Origin of the sequence: Thauera aminoaromatica (genome assembly GCF_000021765.1) — a bacterium.
In the GTDB taxonomy this organism is placed as follows: domain Bacteria; phylum Pseudomonadota; class Gammaproteobacteria; order Burkholderiales; family Rhodocyclaceae; genus Thauera; species Thauera aminoaromatica.
The window spans coordinates 1,300,004-1,315,929 of the sequence record NC_011662.2 but is presented as its reverse complement, the minus strand read 5'-3'; the positions used below and the strand labels follow the sequence as shown (position 1 = coordinate 1,315,929).

The 15,926-nt window shown below is 67.7% G+C and carries 14 protein-coding genes and 1 other RNA gene; 6 read left to right on the top strand and 9 right to left on the bottom strand.

Annotated features, from left to right (window positions below; translation table 11 throughout):
- Positions 1-84: 84 nt before the first annotated feature.
- From TMZ1T_RS05800 to acuI, 4 genes are all read right to left on the bottom strand, one after another.
- Positions 85-1,773 (bottom strand): AMP-binding protein, encoded by a 1,689-nt coding sequence (locus tag TMZ1T_RS05800; protein ID WP_012584907.1) that lies wholly within the window; start codon positions 1,771-1,773, stop codon positions 85-87.
- Positions 1,774-1,938: 165 nt separating this feature from the next.
- Positions 1,939-2,266: a transfer-messenger RNA gene (gene ssrA, locus TMZ1T_RS20495) on the bottom strand.
- Positions 2,267-2,360: 94 nt separating this feature from the next.
- Positions 2,361-2,939 carry a peroxidase-related enzyme gene (locus TMZ1T_RS05795; protein WP_004302438.1) on the bottom strand — a complete coding sequence of 193 codons (579 nt, stop codon included), beginning with the start codon at positions 2,937-2,939 and terminating at the stop codon, positions 2,361-2,363.
- A 36-nt stretch (positions 2,940-2,975) separates the two neighbouring features.
- Positions 2,976-3,959, bottom strand: coding sequence for an acrylyl-CoA reductase (NADPH) (gene acuI / locus TMZ1T_RS05790; RefSeq protein ID WP_004302439.1), 984 nt, complete (start codon positions 3,957-3,959; stop codon positions 2,976-2,978).
- A gap of 140 nt (positions 3,960-4,099) precedes the next feature.
- Here acuI and TMZ1T_RS05785 point away from each other — a divergent pair, with 140 nt between their 5' ends.
- Together TMZ1T_RS05785 and TMZ1T_RS05780 are read left to right on the top strand one after the other, a co-directional pair.
- Positions 4,100-5,344, top strand: a complete 1,245-nt coding sequence (locus tag TMZ1T_RS05785; RefSeq protein ID WP_004302441.1) for a nitronate monooxygenase — start codon at positions 4,100-4,102, stop codon at positions 5,342-5,344.
- Between the two features lie 77 nt (positions 5,345-5,421).
- Positions 5,422-6,513: an HD domain-containing phosphohydrolase gene (locus tag TMZ1T_RS05780; protein ID WP_012584906.1), complete on the top strand. Its 1,092-nt coding sequence runs from the start codon at positions 5,422-5,424 to the stop codon at positions 6,511-6,513.
- A gap of 32 nt (positions 6,514-6,545) precedes the next feature.
- On the opposite strand, the gene gloA is transcribed toward TMZ1T_RS05780, so the two are convergent.
- From gloA to ffh, 5 genes are read right to left on the bottom strand one after another with little or no spacing between them, the layout of a single operon-like run.
- The gene (gene gloA / locus TMZ1T_RS05775) at positions 6,546-6,932 is read right to left on the bottom strand and encodes a lactoylglutathione lyase (RefSeq protein WP_004302445.1); all 387 of its coding nucleotides are present in this window, start codon (positions 6,930-6,932) and stop codon (positions 6,546-6,548) included.
- A 27-nt stretch (positions 6,933-6,959) separates the two neighbouring features.
- A complete protein-coding gene (locus TMZ1T_RS05770) occupies positions 6,960-7,727 on the bottom strand; it encodes a M48 family metallopeptidase (RefSeq protein WP_004302447.1) in 768 nt (255 codons plus the stop codon).
- Positions 7,724-8,473 carry a competence/damage-inducible protein A gene (locus TMZ1T_RS05765; protein ID WP_004302449.1) on the bottom strand — a complete coding sequence of 250 codons (750 nt, stop codon included), beginning with the start codon at positions 8,471-8,473 and terminating at the stop codon, positions 7,724-7,726. The genes TMZ1T_RS05770 and TMZ1T_RS05765 overlap by 4 nt, the downstream gene beginning before the upstream one ends.
- The gene (locus TMZ1T_RS05760) at positions 8,470-9,246 is read right to left on the bottom strand and encodes an EI24 domain-containing protein (RefSeq protein ID WP_004302451.1); all 777 of its coding nucleotides are present in this window, start codon (positions 9,244-9,246) and stop codon (positions 8,470-8,472) included. Before TMZ1T_RS05760 ends, TMZ1T_RS05765 begins: the two co-directional genes overlap by 4 nt.
- A gap of 16 nt (positions 9,247-9,262) precedes the next feature.
- Positions 9,263-10,633 carry a signal recognition particle protein gene (gene ffh, locus TMZ1T_RS05755; RefSeq protein WP_004302452.1) on the bottom strand — a complete coding sequence of 457 codons (1,371 nt, stop codon included), beginning with the start codon at positions 10,631-10,633 and terminating at the stop codon, positions 9,263-9,265.
- Between the two features lie 48 nt (positions 10,634-10,681).
- Between ffh and TMZ1T_RS05750 the strand changes: the two genes are divergently transcribed.
- The 4 genes from TMZ1T_RS05750 to TMZ1T_RS05735 all read left to right on the top strand — a co-directional run bounded on the left by TMZ1T_RS05750 (position 10,682) and on the right by TMZ1T_RS05735 (position 15,925).
- Entirely contained in the window at positions 10,682-11,512 is an 831-nt protein-coding gene (locus tag TMZ1T_RS05750) for a cytochrome C assembly family protein (RefSeq protein ID WP_012584904.1), read from the top strand.
- A gap of 83 nt (positions 11,513-11,595) precedes the next feature.
- On the top strand, positions 11,596-12,876 hold the full coding sequence (locus tag TMZ1T_RS05745; RefSeq protein WP_004302456.1) for an HlyC/CorC family transporter: 1,281 nt from the start codon (positions 11,596-11,598) through the stop codon (positions 12,874-12,876).
- Between the two features lie 88 nt (positions 12,877-12,964).
- On the top strand, positions 12,965-14,680 hold the full coding sequence (gene pilB / locus TMZ1T_RS05740; protein WP_004302458.1) for a type IV-A pilus assembly ATPase PilB: 1,716 nt from the start codon (positions 12,965-12,967) through the stop codon (positions 14,678-14,680).
- A gap of 15 nt (positions 14,681-14,695) precedes the next feature.
- A complete protein-coding gene (locus TMZ1T_RS05735; RefSeq protein WP_004302460.1) occupies positions 14,696-15,925 on the top strand; it encodes a type II secretion system F family protein in 1,230 nt (409 codons plus the stop codon).
- The last annotated feature ends 1 nt before the right edge of the window (position 15,926 follow it).

The following is a 15,926-nucleotide window of genomic DNA, read 5'->3' as shown; positions in this document are numbered from 1 at the left end:
CTCGGGAAGGACGGATAGAGACCCGGAACGGCCGCCTGAAGAGCGGCCGTTTTTTTACGGTGTTCTCACGGCTTCGAGCCGAACTCACGGCGCGGGGTCGAAATCCTCCTCCCGGAACTCGAGCGGCGGACGTGCCTCCCCGGGGTCGCGCCCCATCTCCGCCGTGCGAAGCTGCACGCGGCGGATCTTGCCGGAGATGGTCTTCGGCAGCTCGGCGAACTCGATGCGCCGGATCCGCTGGTAAGGCGCGAGACGCGCCCGCGCGAAGGCGAGGAGTTCCCCGGCGAGCTCGCGGCTGGGCACATGACCGGCGGCAAGCCCGACAAAGGCTTTCGGGACAGCAAGCCGGACGACATCCGGACACGGCACGACCGCAGCCTCGGCGACCGCAGGATGCTCGACGAGCACGCTCTCGAGTTCGAACGGACTGATCCGGTAGTCGGAGACCTTGAACACGTCGTCACTACGTCCCACGTAGTGGATGTAGCCCTCGTCGTCGCGATGCGCGATGTCGCCGGTATGGTAATAGCCGTCCCGCATCGCGATGGCGTTGCGCTCGGGCGCACCGGCATAGCCACTCATCAGGCCGAGCGGACGCGGTTCGAGGCCGATGCAGATCTCGCCCTCCATGGCCTCCACTCCCTGCTCGTCGAGAAGGACGACACGGTAGCCTGGCAGAGATTTACCGATCGCCCCCGGTCGGGGCCGTACCCCCGGTGGCGTGCCGAGAACAGCGGTCGTCTCGGTCTGGCCGTAGCCCTCGCGGATGACGATACCCCACGCCTCGCGAACCTCATCGACCACCTCCGGGTTGAGCGGCTCGCCCGCACTGGCCAGTTCCCGCAGTACCGGTGGCCGCTCGCCGAGCACCTCCTGCACCAGCATGCGCCAGACCGTCGGTGGCGCGCAGAACGAGACCACCGGATACGCGTGCAATACGTCGAGCACCGTGCGCGCGCTGAAGCGCGCAGCGTCGAATGCGAACACCGCCGCCTCGGCATTCCACGGGGCGAAGAAGCTGCTCCACGCATGCTTGGCCCAACCGGGCGAACTCAGGTTCCAGTGCAGATCGCCACGGCCCAGGCCGAGCCAGTACATGGTCGACAGATGACCGACCGGATAGCTCTGCTGCGTGCCGAGGACGAGCTTCGGCTTCGCCGTCGTGCCCGAGGTGAAGTAGAGGAGAAACTCCTCGTCGCGCGCGGTCGGCCTGTCGGCCACGAACACGGCCGACTCCGCGCCCGCATCCTCGTAACAGGCGCAGCCGGGCCGGCGCGCACCCACCACGATCCGACTGAAAGGCGCGGCCAAGTCGTCGAATTTCGCGGCGTGGCTCGCATCGACGATCACGTGCTCCACCTGCGCTCTCGCCAGTCGATCCGCCAGATCGGCCCCAGTCAACTGGGGGGTGGCCGGAATGACCGCCGCCCCGAGCTTCATCGCGGCCAGCATGCATTCCCACAACGCCAACTCGTTACCGAGCATCAGCAGGATGCGTGCTCCGCGGCGGACGCCAATTCGACGCAGGAAATTCGCCGTACGGTTCGAGCGTTGTGTAAGGTCGGCGAAGCTCAACCGCTCTTCCCCGCCCCCTTCGTGCACCACCCAGAGCGCGAGGCGGTCCGCAGCGTCCGCAACTTGGTCGAAATAATCCAGCGCCCAGTTGAAATGCTCGAGTTGTGGCCATGCAAAACCCCGCCACGCACCCTCTGGATCCGAGCGATGCGCACTCAGGAAGTCGCGCGCGTTCAGGAATGTGTCAGTTGCCAGCATCGGAACTCTCCCGGCAGACTACCCGTTTCGAGCCTAGACCCGGGTTGCGGAGAGATCACGATCGTCGATCAGGACTATTGACGAAGGTCAACGCGTGTGCCGAATCGTGGTGTGGCCGACCCGGCACGCAGCCTGCCGGGCGGAGCGCGCGACGGAGCGTAGACGTGACGATGGGGACCGAAGTCCCCACCGGCTTTTCTTTGGTAACAAGGCTCAAGCAGCCTCGGCATAGGCCTTAAGCGGCCAGTGCGAAACGCTCATCGTTGGCGTTTATGGATTTGCGCGGATTACGTCCGTCGCCTCTCGGGTTGCCTGCTCACCTTTGCCCGCCCTGTCGAAACCGGTACACCCCCACCCAAGCACACTCCCGAATGCACTTGGGTGGAGGTGAGGGGAATCGAACCCCTGTCCAGAACGCCTCCAGATTGCCGGGATTACAACCATGTCCGCGATCTTACGCAGGTCGGCGGCTGCATTCAATGCCTGTGCGAGGACAAGGCCCGGTCCGTTTGTAAGCAATTGCACCGCGCCGGACGAACTCCCTATCCGACGCGGCTCCAGCCCGCACGCACCTCGCACCTCGCACCTCACGCCTTCGGCACCCTCCCCATCAGGTAGAAGGGCTCGTTGGGCGGCGTACCGGTCAGATGCACCAGCCGGTTGCTCATGCTGAAGAAGGCGGTGATCGCGCCGATGTCCCAGATCGCCTCGTCGTCGAAGCCATGCGCGCGCAGGACCGCGAGGTCGGCCTCGTCGACCTCGGCGCCACGCGTGCTGAGCTTGATGGCGAAGTCGAGCATCGCGCGCTGGCGCGGGCTGATCTCGGCCTTGCGGTGATTGGTGGCGAGCTGGTCGGCGAGGCGCGGGTTCTTCGCGCGGATGCGCAGGATGGCGCCATGGGCGATCACGCAGTACAGGCACTGGCCGGCAGCCGAGGTGGCGACGACGATCATCTCGCGCTCGGCCTTGCTGAGGCCGACGTCCTTCTCCATCAGGGCGTCGTGGTAGTCGAAGAAGGCGCGGAATTCGGCCGGGCGGTGGGCGAGCATCAGGAACACGTTGGGCACGAAGCCCGCCTTCTCCTGCACGGCGAGGATGCGCTCGCGCACGTCCTCGGCAAGGTCGGCGAGTTCGGGCACCTTGAAGCGGCTGATGGTTTCGGTCATTGGAAGTTTCCTCCGTCGATGTGTTTATGGTCGGGTTCAGCGATCGACATCGACCACGATGCGCCCGCGCTCCTGGCCGTCGAGCAGCGCGGCGGCGGTGTCGACCACCTCGCCGAGGCCGATCTCGCGCGTCATGCGCTCGAGCTTGTGAACGTCGAGGTCGCGGGCGAGGCGGCTCCAGGCCTCGATGCGCTCCTCGCGCGGCGCCATCACGCAGTCGATGCCGACGAGAGTGACGCCGCGCAGGATGAAGGGTGCGACCGAGGCCGGGAAATCGAGTCCCTGCGCCAGGCCGCAGGCGGCGACCGTGCCGCGGTACAGGGTGGTCGCGCAGGCGTTGGCCAGGGTGTGGCTGCCCACCGTGTCGACCACCCCCGCCCAGCGCTCCTTGCCGAGTGCGCGGCCGGGGAGGCCGAGTTCGCTGCGGTCGATGATGGTGGTCGCGCCCAGTTCGCGCAGGTAGTCGGCCTCCTGCGGACGCCCGGTGGAGGCCACCACGGTGAAGCCCAGCCTGGAGAGCAGCGCGATCGCCACGCTGCCCACGCCGCCACTCGCGCCGGTCACCAGCACCTCGCCGCGCTGCGGAACGACGCCGTGGCGCTCGAGCGCCATCACGCACAGCATCGCGGTGTAGCCGGCGGTCCCGATCGCCATCGCCTGGCGCGGGGTGAAGGCCGCGGGCAGCGGCACCAGCCACTCGCCGCGCACGCGCGCACGCTGCGCGAGCCCGCCCCAGTGCACCTCGCTCGTCCCCCAGCCGTTGAGGATCACCTTGTCGCCCACCGCCACGCCTGGATGCGCGCTGGACTCGACCGTGCCGACGAGGTCGATGCCCGCGACCATCGGGAATTTGCGCACCACCGCACCACGCCCGGTGATCGCCAGGCCATCCTTGTAGTTCAGCGAAGAGTATTCCACCCGAACGCCGACGTCGCCTTCGGGCAGCGCGGCCTCGTCGAGCTCCTTCACCGCCGCGCGGTAGCCGGCATCATCCTTCTCGATCAGCACTGCCTTGAACATTTTTCTCTCCCTGGGCGCACCTCGCGCCGGTTTCGCAGTCGAACCCGCATGTTAAACGATGCCCGCATGGCGCTCGAACTTGGGCCCAAAGGGGCTCTCGGGTGATAATGTCGGACTGCCGAATCAACGGACTCCAAGCAATGAAGCGTGTAGATGACTTCCGCCTGAAACTGGGCTCCCAGGAACTCGTGCCGATCATGGTGGGCGGGATGGGGGTGGATATTTCCACCTCCGATCTGGCGCTCGAGGCCGCCCGGCTGGGCGGGGTCGGACACATTTCCGACGCGATGCTGCCGACCGTGTCCGACCGGCGCTACAACACCAAGTACGTCAAGAACAAGCTGCAGCAATACAAGTTCAACGTCGCCAACGCAGACAAGTCGGTGGTGCAGTTCGACCTCGGCCTCATCGCCGAAGCGACCGCGACCCACGTCGGCCGCACCATGGAGCGCAAGCGCGGGCCGGGCATGGTGTTCATCAACTGCATGGAAAAGCTGACGATGAACGCGCCCAAGGAAACCCTGCGTGTGCGCCTGCGCACCGCGATGGACCACGGCATCGACGGCATCACACTGGCAGCCGGCCTGCACCTGGGCTCGCTCTCCCTCATCGAGGACCATCCGCGCTTCCGCGACGTGCAGCTGGGCATCATCGTCAGCTCGCTGCGCGCGCTGCAGCTCTTCCTCAAGAAGAGCGCGCGCACCGGGCGGCTCCCCGACTACGTGGTGGTCGAGGGCCCGCTCGCCGGCGGCCACCTCGGCTTCGGCATGGACTGGGCGCAGTACGACCTCGCCACCATCGTCGCCGAGATCCGCGACTGGATGCGCGAGCAACAGCTCGACATCCCGCTGATCCCGGCCGGCGGCATCTTCACCGGCACCGACGCGGTGAATTTCCTCGAGGCGGGCGCCGCGGCCGTCCAGGTCGCGACCCGCTTCACGGTCACCAAGGAGTGCGGCCTGCCCGACGAGGTCAAGCAGGACTATTTCAAGGCCGAGGAGGACGAGATCGAGGTCAACCAGATCTCGCCCACCGGCTACCCGATGCGCATGCTGAAGAGCAGCCCGGCGATCGGCAGCGGCATCCGCCCCAACTGCGAGGCCTACGGCTACCTGCTCGACTCCAGCGGCAACTGCCAGTACATCGAGGCCTATAACCGCGAGGTTGCCGCGCACCCCGAGGCGAAGAAGGTCAAGGTCTTCGACAAGACCTGCCTGTGCACGCACATGCGCAACTTCGACTGCTGGACCTGCGGCCACTACACCTACCGGCTCAAGGACACCACCGTGCGCGAGGACGGCGGCGACTACCGCATCCTGTCCGCCGAGCACGTGTTCAAGGACTACCAGTTCAGCACCGAAGGCCGCATCGCCCTGCCCGACTGAACCGAGGATGCGCGGATGCGATGCCGTCCGCGCAATAGTTCCTCGGTGCGAGGCCCAAGGCCTCCGATACTCATCGGATGAAATTCCCACTCGACCGTCCGATGCAGGTCGCAGTGGTCGACGACACGCAGCTCAACCTGTTCCTGATCGGCAAGCTCGTCGACCGCATGCAAGATGCGCGTGCACACAACTTCGAGCGCCCCACCGCCGCGCTCGAGTGGTGCCTCGCCAATGCGCCCGACCTCATCATCGTCGACTACATGATGCCCGAGATGGACGGGCTGGAATTCATCCGCCGCATCCGCGCCTGCCGCGACCGCGACGACCTGCCCATCCTGATGGTCACCGCCAGCCACGAGCGCGACGTGCGCTACGCGGCACTCGACTGCGGCGCGAGCGACTTCCTCACCAAGCCGGTCGATGCGCGCGAATTCGAAGCGCGCGTGCGCAACATGCTCAAGCTGCGCCAGGCCCACCTCGCCAACGAGCACCGCGCCGAGACCCTCGCCGCCGAGGTGCGCCGGGCAACCGCCGACATCCTCGACCGCGAGCGCGAGACCATCACCCGGCTGTCGCGTGCGGCCGAGTTCCGCGATCCCGAGACCGGCGCCCACATCCAGCGCATGTCGCACTATTCGGCCCTGATCGCCCGCCGCCTGGGCCTGGGAGACACCTTCGCCGAGACCCTGCTGATGGCCGCACCGATGCACGACGTGGGCAAGCTCGGCATCCCCGATACCATCCTGCTCAAGCCCGGCCGACTGACTGCGGACGAGTTCGCGGTGATGAAGCGCCACCCGCAGATCGGCCACGACATCCTCAAGGGTTCGTCATCCAGCATCCTGCGCCTGGGCGCAACCATCGCCCTCACCCACCACGAGAAGTTCGACGGCAGCGGCTACCCGCAGGGACTCTCCGGCCAGTCGATCCCGATGGAGGGCCGCATCGTCGCGGTCGCCGACGTGTTCGATGCGCTCACCTCCGCACGGCCCTACAAGCCGGCATGGCCGATGTCGCGGGCGATCGCGCTGCTGCGCGAGGGGCGCGGCACCCACTTCGACCCGACCTGCGTCGACGCGCTCTTCCACACCTGGGAGGACGTGCTCGCCGTGCAGTCGCGCTACCAGGACGAGCACGCCCCGGAGCCGCCCGTCTCGCCCCCCTGCTGAGGCCTGCGCCCCCACCCCCGGGGGCGCCTGCGTCAGCCCTTGCGCTCGATCAGTTCGACCTTGTAGCCGTCAGGATCCTCGACAAAGGCGATCACGGTGATGCCGTGCTTCATCGGTCCCGCCTCGCGCACTACCTTGCCGCCGCGCGCGCGGATGTCGTCGCAGGCCTTCTTCGCGTCCGCGACCTCTAGGGCGATGTGGCCGTATGCGGTGCCGAGCTCGTACTTGTCCACGCCCCAGTTGTGGGTCAGCTCCAGCACCGCTCCGTGAGCCTCGTCCTGGTAGCCGACGAAGGCGAGGGTGAACTTGCCGTCCGGATAGTCCTGGCGGCGCAGCAGGCGCATGCCCAGCACCTCGGTGTAGAAGGCGAGCGAGCGCTCGAGATCGCCGACGCGCAGCATGGTGTGAAGGATTCGCATGGGGTGTCTTCCTGTATCGTGGTGGTTTCAATCTTCGCGGGTGAAGGCGCCGCGGTCGGCGGCGGCGGTCGCGATCACCGGCAGCGTCGCCGCCGCGCTGCGCAGCGCGGCGCGCGCGGCACGCCAGTCCGGGTACAGACGCTCGACGACCGCCCAGAAGCGCGGCGAGTGATTCATCTCGGCCAGGTGCGCGACCTCGTGGGCGACCACGTAGTCGATCAGCGCCGGCTCGAGATGGATCAGCCGCCAGTGCAGCCGGATCCCCGAGCGGGTGCTGCAGCTACCCCAGCGCGTGGCCGCGCTCGACAAGCTCACCGGCGGAACCGCAACGCCGAGACGGTGGCAGTACTCCTCCGCCCGCCCGCGGTACCAGGCCAGTGCGCGCGCGCGCAGCGCGCGCACCAGCGCCCGCTGCGGATCGACGCCCGCGGGCAGCAGGAGTTCCTCCCGTCCATCCGCCAGGCCCCGCCAGCGCGCCGCGCGCGCCGACACCCGGCGCAGCACCAGGACACGCCCGAAGAGCGGCAGGCATACGCCCTCCGCCACCTCCAGCGGCAGCGCCTGCGGCGCCTGCGCCCGCGCCCGCAGACGGTCGAGCAGCCAGGCACCGTGGCTATGCACGAAACGCTCGACCTCGCCGAGCGGGGTGCGCAGTGGCACCGACACGCGCGCGCCGCGGTGGTCCACCTGGAGCGCGAACGAGCGCCGCGCCGAGCGCCGCAGCACCAGATCGACACGGGTGCCCTCGACGAGCACGCTGTGCGGCTCTTCCGAGGCCGCCGCCCGAGCGCTCAAGCCTTGTCTTCCCACTCCAGCCCGCGTGCGGAGAGATCGGCCTTGATCACCGCCATCGCCGCCGCGACGCGCGCCGCCGTGCCTTTCATGCCGAGTTCGAGCGAACGCCGCTGGCCCTCGGCGGCGATCGTGGGCAGGCTGAACAGGGTGGTGTCGGGGAAGTCGGCGGTGACCTGACGCATCAGGCCGATCAGCTGGCCCTCGTAGGCATCCCACACCGTCACCGCCTGCTCGACGTAGTCTTCGGCGTGGTGCAGGTGGGCGTACTTGGTGTCGAGCACCCACTCCACCATCGGCCAGGCCATCACCGGAAAGCCCGGGGTGAAGTAGTGCTGGCGGATCGAGAAGCCGGGGATGCGGTTGAAACTGTTGGGGATGATCTCGCTGCCCACCGGATACACGCCCATCTGCAGGCGCTCGGGGGTGATCTCGGCACCGAAGCGGGCACGGATCTCGGCCTCCGCCTCGGGGTGCAGGGCGAGTTCCAGTCCGAGCGCGGCGCCCGCGGCCTCGCGCGTACGGTCGTCGGGGGTGGCGCCGATGCCACCGAAGCTGAACACCACGTCACCGGTGGCGAAGGTCTCGCGCAGCGTCCCGGCAAGGCGCGCGAAGTCGTCGCCGACGTAGCGCGCCCACGACAGCTTGAGCCCGCGCGCACCGAGCAGTTCGATCAGCTTGGCGAGGTGTTTGTCGCTGCGACGGCCGGAAAGGATCTCGTCGCCGATGATCAGTGCACCGAAATTCATCTCAGCTTCCGCAGGTCGGCACCCGGCTCTGCGTCGAGCACGGTGATGCCGTGCTGGATGCGATGCCGGCGCAGGGTTTCGAGCATGTAATGGACGAAGGCGAGGCCGGCGAAGGCGGGCGCCACCAGGTTGATCACCGGGACATACGCGAGCAGGGCCGTGCCGCCGCCGAGGAGGAGCATCTGCGGCCGCCAAGCGTCGCGCAGGCGCTGCAGTTCGCCCTTGTCGGCGTGGTACATCAGCGCGTCGTAGCCGAAGGCGCGCTGGTTCAGCCAGCCGGTGAGGGTGACCGAGATCAGCAGGCCGGCGCCCGGAATCAGCCACAGCGGCAACGACAGCACCAGCGCGAGCAGGAACAGCACGCCGGCGACGATGGAGTTCATCGCGCTGCCCAGGTTGGAGCCGCCGCGACGCTGCTCGAGGTCGGCGTAGTCGGTGCGCGCGACGCGCTCGAGCATCAGCGGCAGGGCCACCGTCGCCACCAGCATCGCGGCGGTGACGTACACCAGCGGGACCACCAGCAGCGCGGTGGCGATCTGGATCAGCACCAGCACGATCGCCGCGGTGGTCTCCGAGGCCGACAGCCATCCGCCGACGAAGGACCACCCGCTCACCGCGGCATAGAGCCACTCGGTGACCGGCGTCCACGCGTAGAAGGCCACGCCGGCCCAGATCACCACCGCGAGCAGGCCGGGCCACAGCAGGTGCCAGAACATGTCGCGCCGCCCGAGGCTGCGACCGGCGCGCCCGAAGGCGACGAGGATGTCCTTCATGCGTCCGCCCCCCCCCTCAGCGCGGCATGCCCGGCAGGCCGCCCGGCATCATGCCCTTCATCGCTCGCATCATCTTGCTCATGCCCCCCTTGGAGAACTGCTTCATGACCTTCTGCGTCTGCTCGAACTGGTTGAGCAGACGATTGACCTCCTGCACCGTCACCCCGGCGCCCGCGGCGATGCGGCGCTTGCGGCTGGCCTTGAGGATCTCGGGCTTGGCGCGCTCGAGCGGGGTCATCGAGTTGATGATGCCCTCGATGCGCGAGATCGCCTTTTCCTCGGCCCCGCCCTGCAGCTTGCCCGCCGCCTGGGCGAACTGTGCCGGCAGCTTGTCCATCATCGAGGATAGCCCGCCCATCTTGCGCATCTGGGCGATCTGCTCCTTGAAGTCGTCGAGATCGAAGCCCTTGCCGGTCTTGAGCTTCTGCGCGAAGGCCTTGGCCTTCTCCTCGTCCACGCCGCGGCGCGCATCCTCGACGAGGCCGAGGATGTCGCCCATGCCGAGGATGCGGCTGGCCATGCGGTCGGGGTGGAAGGGCTCCAGCCCGGAGAGTTTCTCGCCCACGCCGGCGAACTTGAGCGGCTTGCCGGTGACGTGGCGCACCGACAGCGCCGCGCCGCCGCGCGAGTCGCCGTCCAGCTTGGTCAGCACGATGCCGGTGAGCGGCAGCGCCTCGTTGAAGGCGCGCGCGGTGTTCACCGCATCCTGACCGAGCATCGCGTCGACCACGAACAAGGTCTCGATCGGCTTGACTGCGGCGTGCAGGACCTGGATCTCGGCCATCATGGCCTCGTCCACCGCGAGCCGGCCGGCGGTGTCGACCAGCAGCACGTCCATGTGGTGCTTGCGCGCGTAGTCGAGCGCGGCGAGCGCGATGTCGACCGGCTTCTGCGCGGTCTCGGAGGGGAAGAAGCCCACCCCGGCCTGCGCTGCCACCGTCTTCAGCTGCTCGATCGCCGCCGGGCGATAGACGTCGGTGGAGACCACCAGCACCTTCTTCTTGTGCTGCTCGTGCAGCAGCTTGGCGAGCTTGCCGGTGGTGGTGGTCTTGCCCGCGCCCTGCAGGCCGGCCATCAGCACCACCGCGGGCGGCTGGGTGGACAGGTCCAGACCCTCGTGGGCGCCGCCCATCAGCGCCTTGAGCTCGTCGTGCACCACGCCGACCAGGGCCTGGCCGGGCGTCAGCGAGCCGATGACCTCCTGCCCGACCGCCTTCTCCCTGACCTTGGCGACGAAGTCCTTGACCACCGGCAGCGCGACGTCGGCCTCGAGCAGGGCCATGCGCACCTCGCGCATCGCCTCCTGGATGTTTTCTTCCGTCAGGCGGGCCTGGCCGCGGAGGGTCTTGACGACCTTGGACAGGCGTTGGGTCAGATTGTCGAGCATGTTGGGGCAGGCCTTGGGCGCGTGACTTGGAGTAAACTGCGGCTACGTATGCGCACAATTCTACTTCATCTCCTCCCCGCCTCGCTTTACGCCGGTCTGGGCGTGTTCTTCTGGCGCACCTGCATGACGCGCGGTTCCGCGCTGGAGCCGCGCCGGGAGTGCATGAGCACGCGCGAGCGCCTGCTGCTGCTGGGCGCCATCGTCGCGCACGGCGCGGCGCTGCACCTGGCGATCTTCCCCGGCAGCGAGATGCGCTTCGGCTTCGGCGTCGCGGTCTCGCTGATGGTCTGGCTGGCGGTGTGCTTCTACTGGGTCGAGACCCTCTACACCCGGCTCGACGGCCTGCACGCGGCGGTGATGCCCGCAGGTGCGATCGGCAGCCTGGTGCCGATGCTGTTCCCGGGCGACCACGTGCTCGCCAACGCCACCTCGCCGGCCTTCCGCGCCCACTTCGTCGTGGCCATGCTCGCCTACAGCCTGTTCACCCTGGCCGCCCTGCACGCGATGCTGATGTCGGTGGCCGGGCGCCAGCTCCACAACGCACGCTTCAGCCGCCTGCTCTCCGGCCTGCCGCCCCTGCTCACCATGGAGGCGTTGCTGTTCCGGCTGATTTCCATCGCCTTCGTGCTGCTCACGCTGACGCTGGCGAGCGGCGTGCTGTTCTCCGAGAGCCTGTTCGGCCAGGCCTTCCGGGTCGACCACAAGACGGTGTTCGCCTTCGTCTCCTGGTTCCTCTTCGGCGGCCTGCTGGTGGGCCGCCGCCTGTGGGGCTGGCGCGGCCGGCTGGCGCTGCGCTGGACCCTGGCCGGCTTCGTCGCGCTGATGCTCGCCTACGTGGGCAGCCGCTTCGTCATCGAAGTCGTGCTGCATCGCACCTGAGTCCGCCCGCCGAAGTCCGCGTGCATTGACACCGTCACGAGGGGCTCCAATACTCGGGGCCCCTTTCCTTTCCACCGCCCCTCGTGACGGACCTCACCCTGACGCTTCAGATCGTCGCCCTCGTCGTGCTGCTGACCCTGTCGGCATGCTTCTCGATGTCGGAGACGGTGATGATGGCGGCCAACCGCTACCGCCTGCGCTCCCTCGCCAATCAGGGCAGCCGCGGCGCCACCCTGGCCCTCGACCTGCTCGCCCGCACGGACCGGCTGCTCGGCGTCATCCTGCTGTTCAACAACCTGGTCAACACGGGCGCCGCCACCCTGGTCAGCGTGATCACGCTCGAGCTCTTCGGCAACGAGAGCTGGATCCTCGGCGTGGCGACCCTGCTCGCCACCTTCGCGATCCTGGTGTTCTCCGAGATCACGCCCAAGGTCGTCGGCGCCAACCACGCCGATCGTCTCGCCCCCTTCGTGGCCTACCCACTCACCGGCCTGCTGCGCGCGTCGTATTTCGCGGTATGGTTCATCAACCTGTTCTCGCGCGGGCTGCTGAACCTGATGCGTCTGCAGCCGAAGGAGGAGACGAGCTCGGCGCTCTCCGTCGAAGAGTTGCGCGCGATGGTGATCGAGTCGGGCCAGTACATCCCGCACAAGCACCGCAGCATGCTGCTCAACCTCTTCGACCTCGAGAGCATCACGGTCGAGGACGTGATGACGCCGCGCGGAGCGATCGAGAGCATCGACCTGTCCGACCCCGAGGACATCGTCCGCCGCCAGATCGCCACCAGCTTCCACACCCGGCTGGCGGTCTACGACGGCGACAGCGAGCACGTGATCGGCGTGCTGCACCAGCGCAAGCTGCTCGGCAACACGCTGGAGGAAAATTTCAGCGTGGACCGCATCCGCGACCTCCTGGCCCGCCCCTATTTCGTGCCGGCCGACACGCCGCTCTACTCGCAGATCCAGTTCTTCCAGGAGAACCAGCAGCGTCTCGGCTTCGTGGTGGACGAATACGGCGAGATCCTCGGCCTGATCACCCTCGAGGACATCATCGAGGAACTCATCGGCAAGTTCACCACCAGCACCCCGGACGTGGGCGACCGCATGCACTGGGGCGAAGACGGCAGCGTGCTGGTCGATGGCACGTCCAACCTGCGCGAGCTCAACCGCCGGCTCGAGCTCGCACTCCCGATCGATGGTCCGAAGACGCTCAACGGTCTGATCCTCGAACACCTGCAGGACATCCCGGAGACCGGGGTATCGATGAAGATCGCCGATACCCCGATCGAGGTCGTGCAGACCCAGGACCGCATGGTGCGCACCGCGCGCATCTTCCGTCCGCGGATCGAGGGCGCCGGACAGTGAGCCCGCGCGCCCCGGCACCGGCTGCGCGCATCTTTACAAGGCCGGGGGCGGCGGGCAACATCGGCCGCAGTCCGGACACGAGCAAGGCATGGCGGCGACCTCCAAACCGGCCCTGAGCGGCTTCGCCAGGGCCCTGATCCAGCATGGCCACCTCAAGGAGGCGGACGCGATCGCATGCACCACCCATGCGGGCGAGGCCGCGACCGCCTTCATCCTCGAGGTCGCCAACCGCGGCCTGATGAGCTGCGCGGCGATGGCCCGCTTCGCCGCCGAGACCTTCGGCTATCCGCTCCTCGACCTCGCCGCCTTCGATGCGGCGATGTTCGCGCGCGAGGCGGTCGACCGCAAGCTGCTCGCCAAGCACCAGGTCGCGCCGCTCGCCAAGCGCCAGAGCCGCATCACGCTCGCCACCGCCGACCCTTCCAACCTGCGCGCGCTGGACGAGATCCGCTTCCAGACCGGCCTGCAGATCGAGCTGGTGATCGTCGAGGCGGACAAGCTCAAGCGCGCGGTCGAGGCCCTGTCCGAGTCGGCCGCAGACACGCTCAAGGAGCTCACCGGCGAAGCCTTCGACATGGACCTGCTGCAGCAGGACGGTCCCGCGCAGCCGCGCGACGAGGAGGAAGCCAACGAGGTCGATGACGCCCCGGTCGTCAAGTTCATCCAGAAGGTGCTGATCGACGCGATCAACGAGGGCGCCTCGGACGTCCACTTCGAGCCCTACGAGAAGTTCTACCGCATCCGCGTGCGCACCGACGGCATCCTGCGCGACATCGCCCAGCCGCCGCTGGTGCTCAAGGACAAGATCGCCGCGCGCATCAAGGTGATCTCGCGCCTCGACATCTCGGAGAAGCGCGTGCCGCAGGACGGGCGCATGAAGCTCGTGTTGTCGCGCAACAAGGCGATCGACTTCCGCGTCTCGACGCTGCCGACCCTGCACGGCGAGAAGATCGTGATGCGCATCCTCGATCCGAGCTCGGCGATGCTCGGCATCGACGCGCTCGGCTACGACCCCGAGCAGCGCGAGGCGCTGCTCGCCGCGGTCGAGCGCCCCTACGGCATGATCCTGGTCACCGGCCCCACCGGCTCGGGCAAGACGGTGTCGCTGTACACCTGCCTCAACCTGCTCAACAAGCCGGGCGTGAACATCTCCACCGCCGAGGACCCTGCCGAGATCAATCTCGCCGGCATCAACCAGGTCAACGTCAACGAGAAGGCCGGCCTCACCTTCTCCGCCGCGCTGCGCGCCTTCCTGCGCCAGGACCCGGACGTGATCATGGTGGGCGAGATCCGCGACATCGAGACCGCCGAGATCGCCATCAAGGCCGCGCAGACCGGCCACCTGGTGATGTCCACCCTGCACACCAACGACGCGCCCTCCACGCTCGAGCGCCTCAAGAACATGGGCGTGGCGCCGTTCAATATCGCATCCTCGGTGATCCTGATCACGGCCCAGCGCCTCGCCCGCCGGCTATGCTCCTGCAAGAAGCCCGTCGACATTCCCGCCCAGGCCCTGCTGGAGGCCGGCTTCGAGCCCGACGAGCTCGACGGCGGCTGGCAGCCGATGGGACCGGGCGGTTGCGAACGCTGCAAGGGCAGCGGCTACAAGGGCCGGGTGGGCATCTACCAGGTCATGCCGATCAGCGAGGAGATCGCCCGCATCATCATGACCGGCGGAAACTCCATGGACATCGCCGCCCAGGCCCGCAGCGAGGGCGTGCTCGACCTGCGCCAGTCGGGCCTGCGCAAGGTGCGCCAAGGCATCACCTCGCTCGAAGAAGTGCTGGCGACGACCAACGAATAAAGGACGCTCGATTTCATGGCCACTGCAAGCCGCGCGGCACGTGCCACCGGTCCGAGGGAGGACCTTTATATCTGGGAAGGCAAGGACAAGACCGGGAAGGTCGTCCGCGGCGAGATCCGCGCCACCGGCGACGCCATGGTCCAGGCCATGCTGCGCCGCCAGGGCATCCAGGTGATCAAGATCCGCAAGCAGAAGATGGCGCGCGGCGGACGCATCTCCGAAAAGGACATCGCGCTGTTCACCCGCCAGCTCGCCACGATGATGAAATCCGGTGTGCCGCTGCTGCAGGCCTTCGACATCGCAATGAAAGGCTCCGGCAACGCCGCGCTCGTGCGCCTGCTCAACGACATCCGCACCGACGTCGAGACCGGCTCCAACCTGTCGCAGGCCTTCGCCAAGCACCCTGCGCACTTCGACCGGCTGTTCTGCAACCTGGTCGCAGCGGGCGAGCAGGCGGGCATCCTCGACGGCCTGCTCGACCGCATCGCCACCTACAAGGAAAAGATCCTCGCGATCAAGAGCAAGATCAAGTCGGCGCTGTTCTATCCTGCCGCGGTGGTCGTGGTGGCGGGTCTCGTGATCTCGGTGATGATGCTGTTCGTGATCCCCGAGTTCAAGAGCGTGTTCTCCAGCTTCGGTGCCGAGCTGCCGGTGCCCACCTTGATGGTCATCGCCATCTCGGACGCCTTCGTGGCCTACTGGTACCTGATCTTCGGCGCCCTCATCGCGGCCCTCGTGGCGATCGCCTGGAGCTACAAGCGCTCGACTGCGATGCAGATCGCGGTCGACCGGCTGGTGCTGCGCATCCCGGTGATCGGCGCGATCATCCGCAAGGCCACGGTCGCACGCTGGACGCGCACGCTGTCGACCATGTTCGCGGCCGGCGTGCCGCTGGTCGAGGCGCTCGACTCGGTGGGAGGCGCATCGGGCAACCACGTCTATGTGGTGGCGACACATCAGATCCAGAGCGAGGTCAGCACCGGCACCAGCCTGACGGTCGCGATGCAGAACGCGGAAGTCTTTCCCACCATGGTGGTGCAGATGGTGTCGATCGGCGAGGAGTCCGGCCAGCTCGACGCCATGCTGGGCAAGGTCGCCGATTTCTTCGAGCAGGAGGTGGACGACGCGGTCGCCGGCCTGTCGCAACTGCTCGAGCCGCTGATCATGGTCTTCCTCGGCACCATCATCGGCGGCCTGGTGGTGGCGATGTACCTGCCGATCTTCAAGCTCGGTTCGGTCGTCTGAA

Excerpts from the sequence above, each read along its gene's own strand:
- TMZ1T_RS05800 (WP_012584907.1), bottom strand. The coding sequence starts at position 1,773 with ATGCTGGCAACTGACACATTCCTGAACGCGCGCGACTTCCTGAGTGCG.
- TMZ1T_RS05795 (WP_004302438.1), bottom strand. The coding sequence starts at position 2,939 with ATGACCGAAACCATCAGCCGCTTCAAGGTGCCCGAACTCGCCGACCTT.
- acuI (WP_004302439.1), bottom strand. The coding sequence starts at position 3,959 with ATGTTCAAGGCAGTGCTGATCGAGAAGGATGATGCCGGCTACCGCGCG.
- TMZ1T_RS05785 (WP_004302441.1), top strand. The coding sequence starts at position 4,100 with ATGAAGCGTGTAGATGACTTCCGCCTGAAACTGGGCTCCCAGGAACTC.
- TMZ1T_RS05780 (WP_012584906.1), top strand. The coding sequence starts at position 5,422 with ATGAAATTCCCACTCGACCGTCCGATGCAGGTCGCAGTGGTCGACGAC.
- gloA (WP_004302445.1), bottom strand. The coding sequence starts at position 6,932 with ATGCGAATCCTTCACACCATGCTGCGCGTCGGCGATCTCGAGCGCTCG.
- TMZ1T_RS05765 (WP_004302449.1), bottom strand. The coding sequence starts at position 8,473 with ATGAATTTCGGTGCACTGATCATCGGCGACGAGATCCTTTCCGGCCGT.
- TMZ1T_RS05760 (WP_004302451.1), bottom strand. The coding sequence starts at position 9,246 with ATGAAGGACATCCTCGTCGCCTTCGGGCGCGCCGGTCGCAGCCTCGGG.
- ffh (WP_004302452.1), bottom strand. The coding sequence starts at position 10,633 with ATGCTCGACAATCTGACCCAACGCCTGTCCAAGGTCGTCAAGACCCTC.
- TMZ1T_RS05750 (WP_012584904.1), top strand. The coding sequence starts at position 10,682 with ATGCGCACAATTCTACTTCATCTCCTCCCCGCCTCGCTTTACGCCGGT.
- pilB (WP_004302458.1), top strand. The coding sequence starts at position 12,965 with ATGGCGGCGACCTCCAAACCGGCCCTGAGCGGCTTCGCCAGGGCCCTG.
- TMZ1T_RS05735 (WP_004302460.1), top strand. The coding sequence starts at position 14,696 with ATGGCCACTGCAAGCCGCGCGGCACGTGCCACCGGTCCGAGGGAGGAC.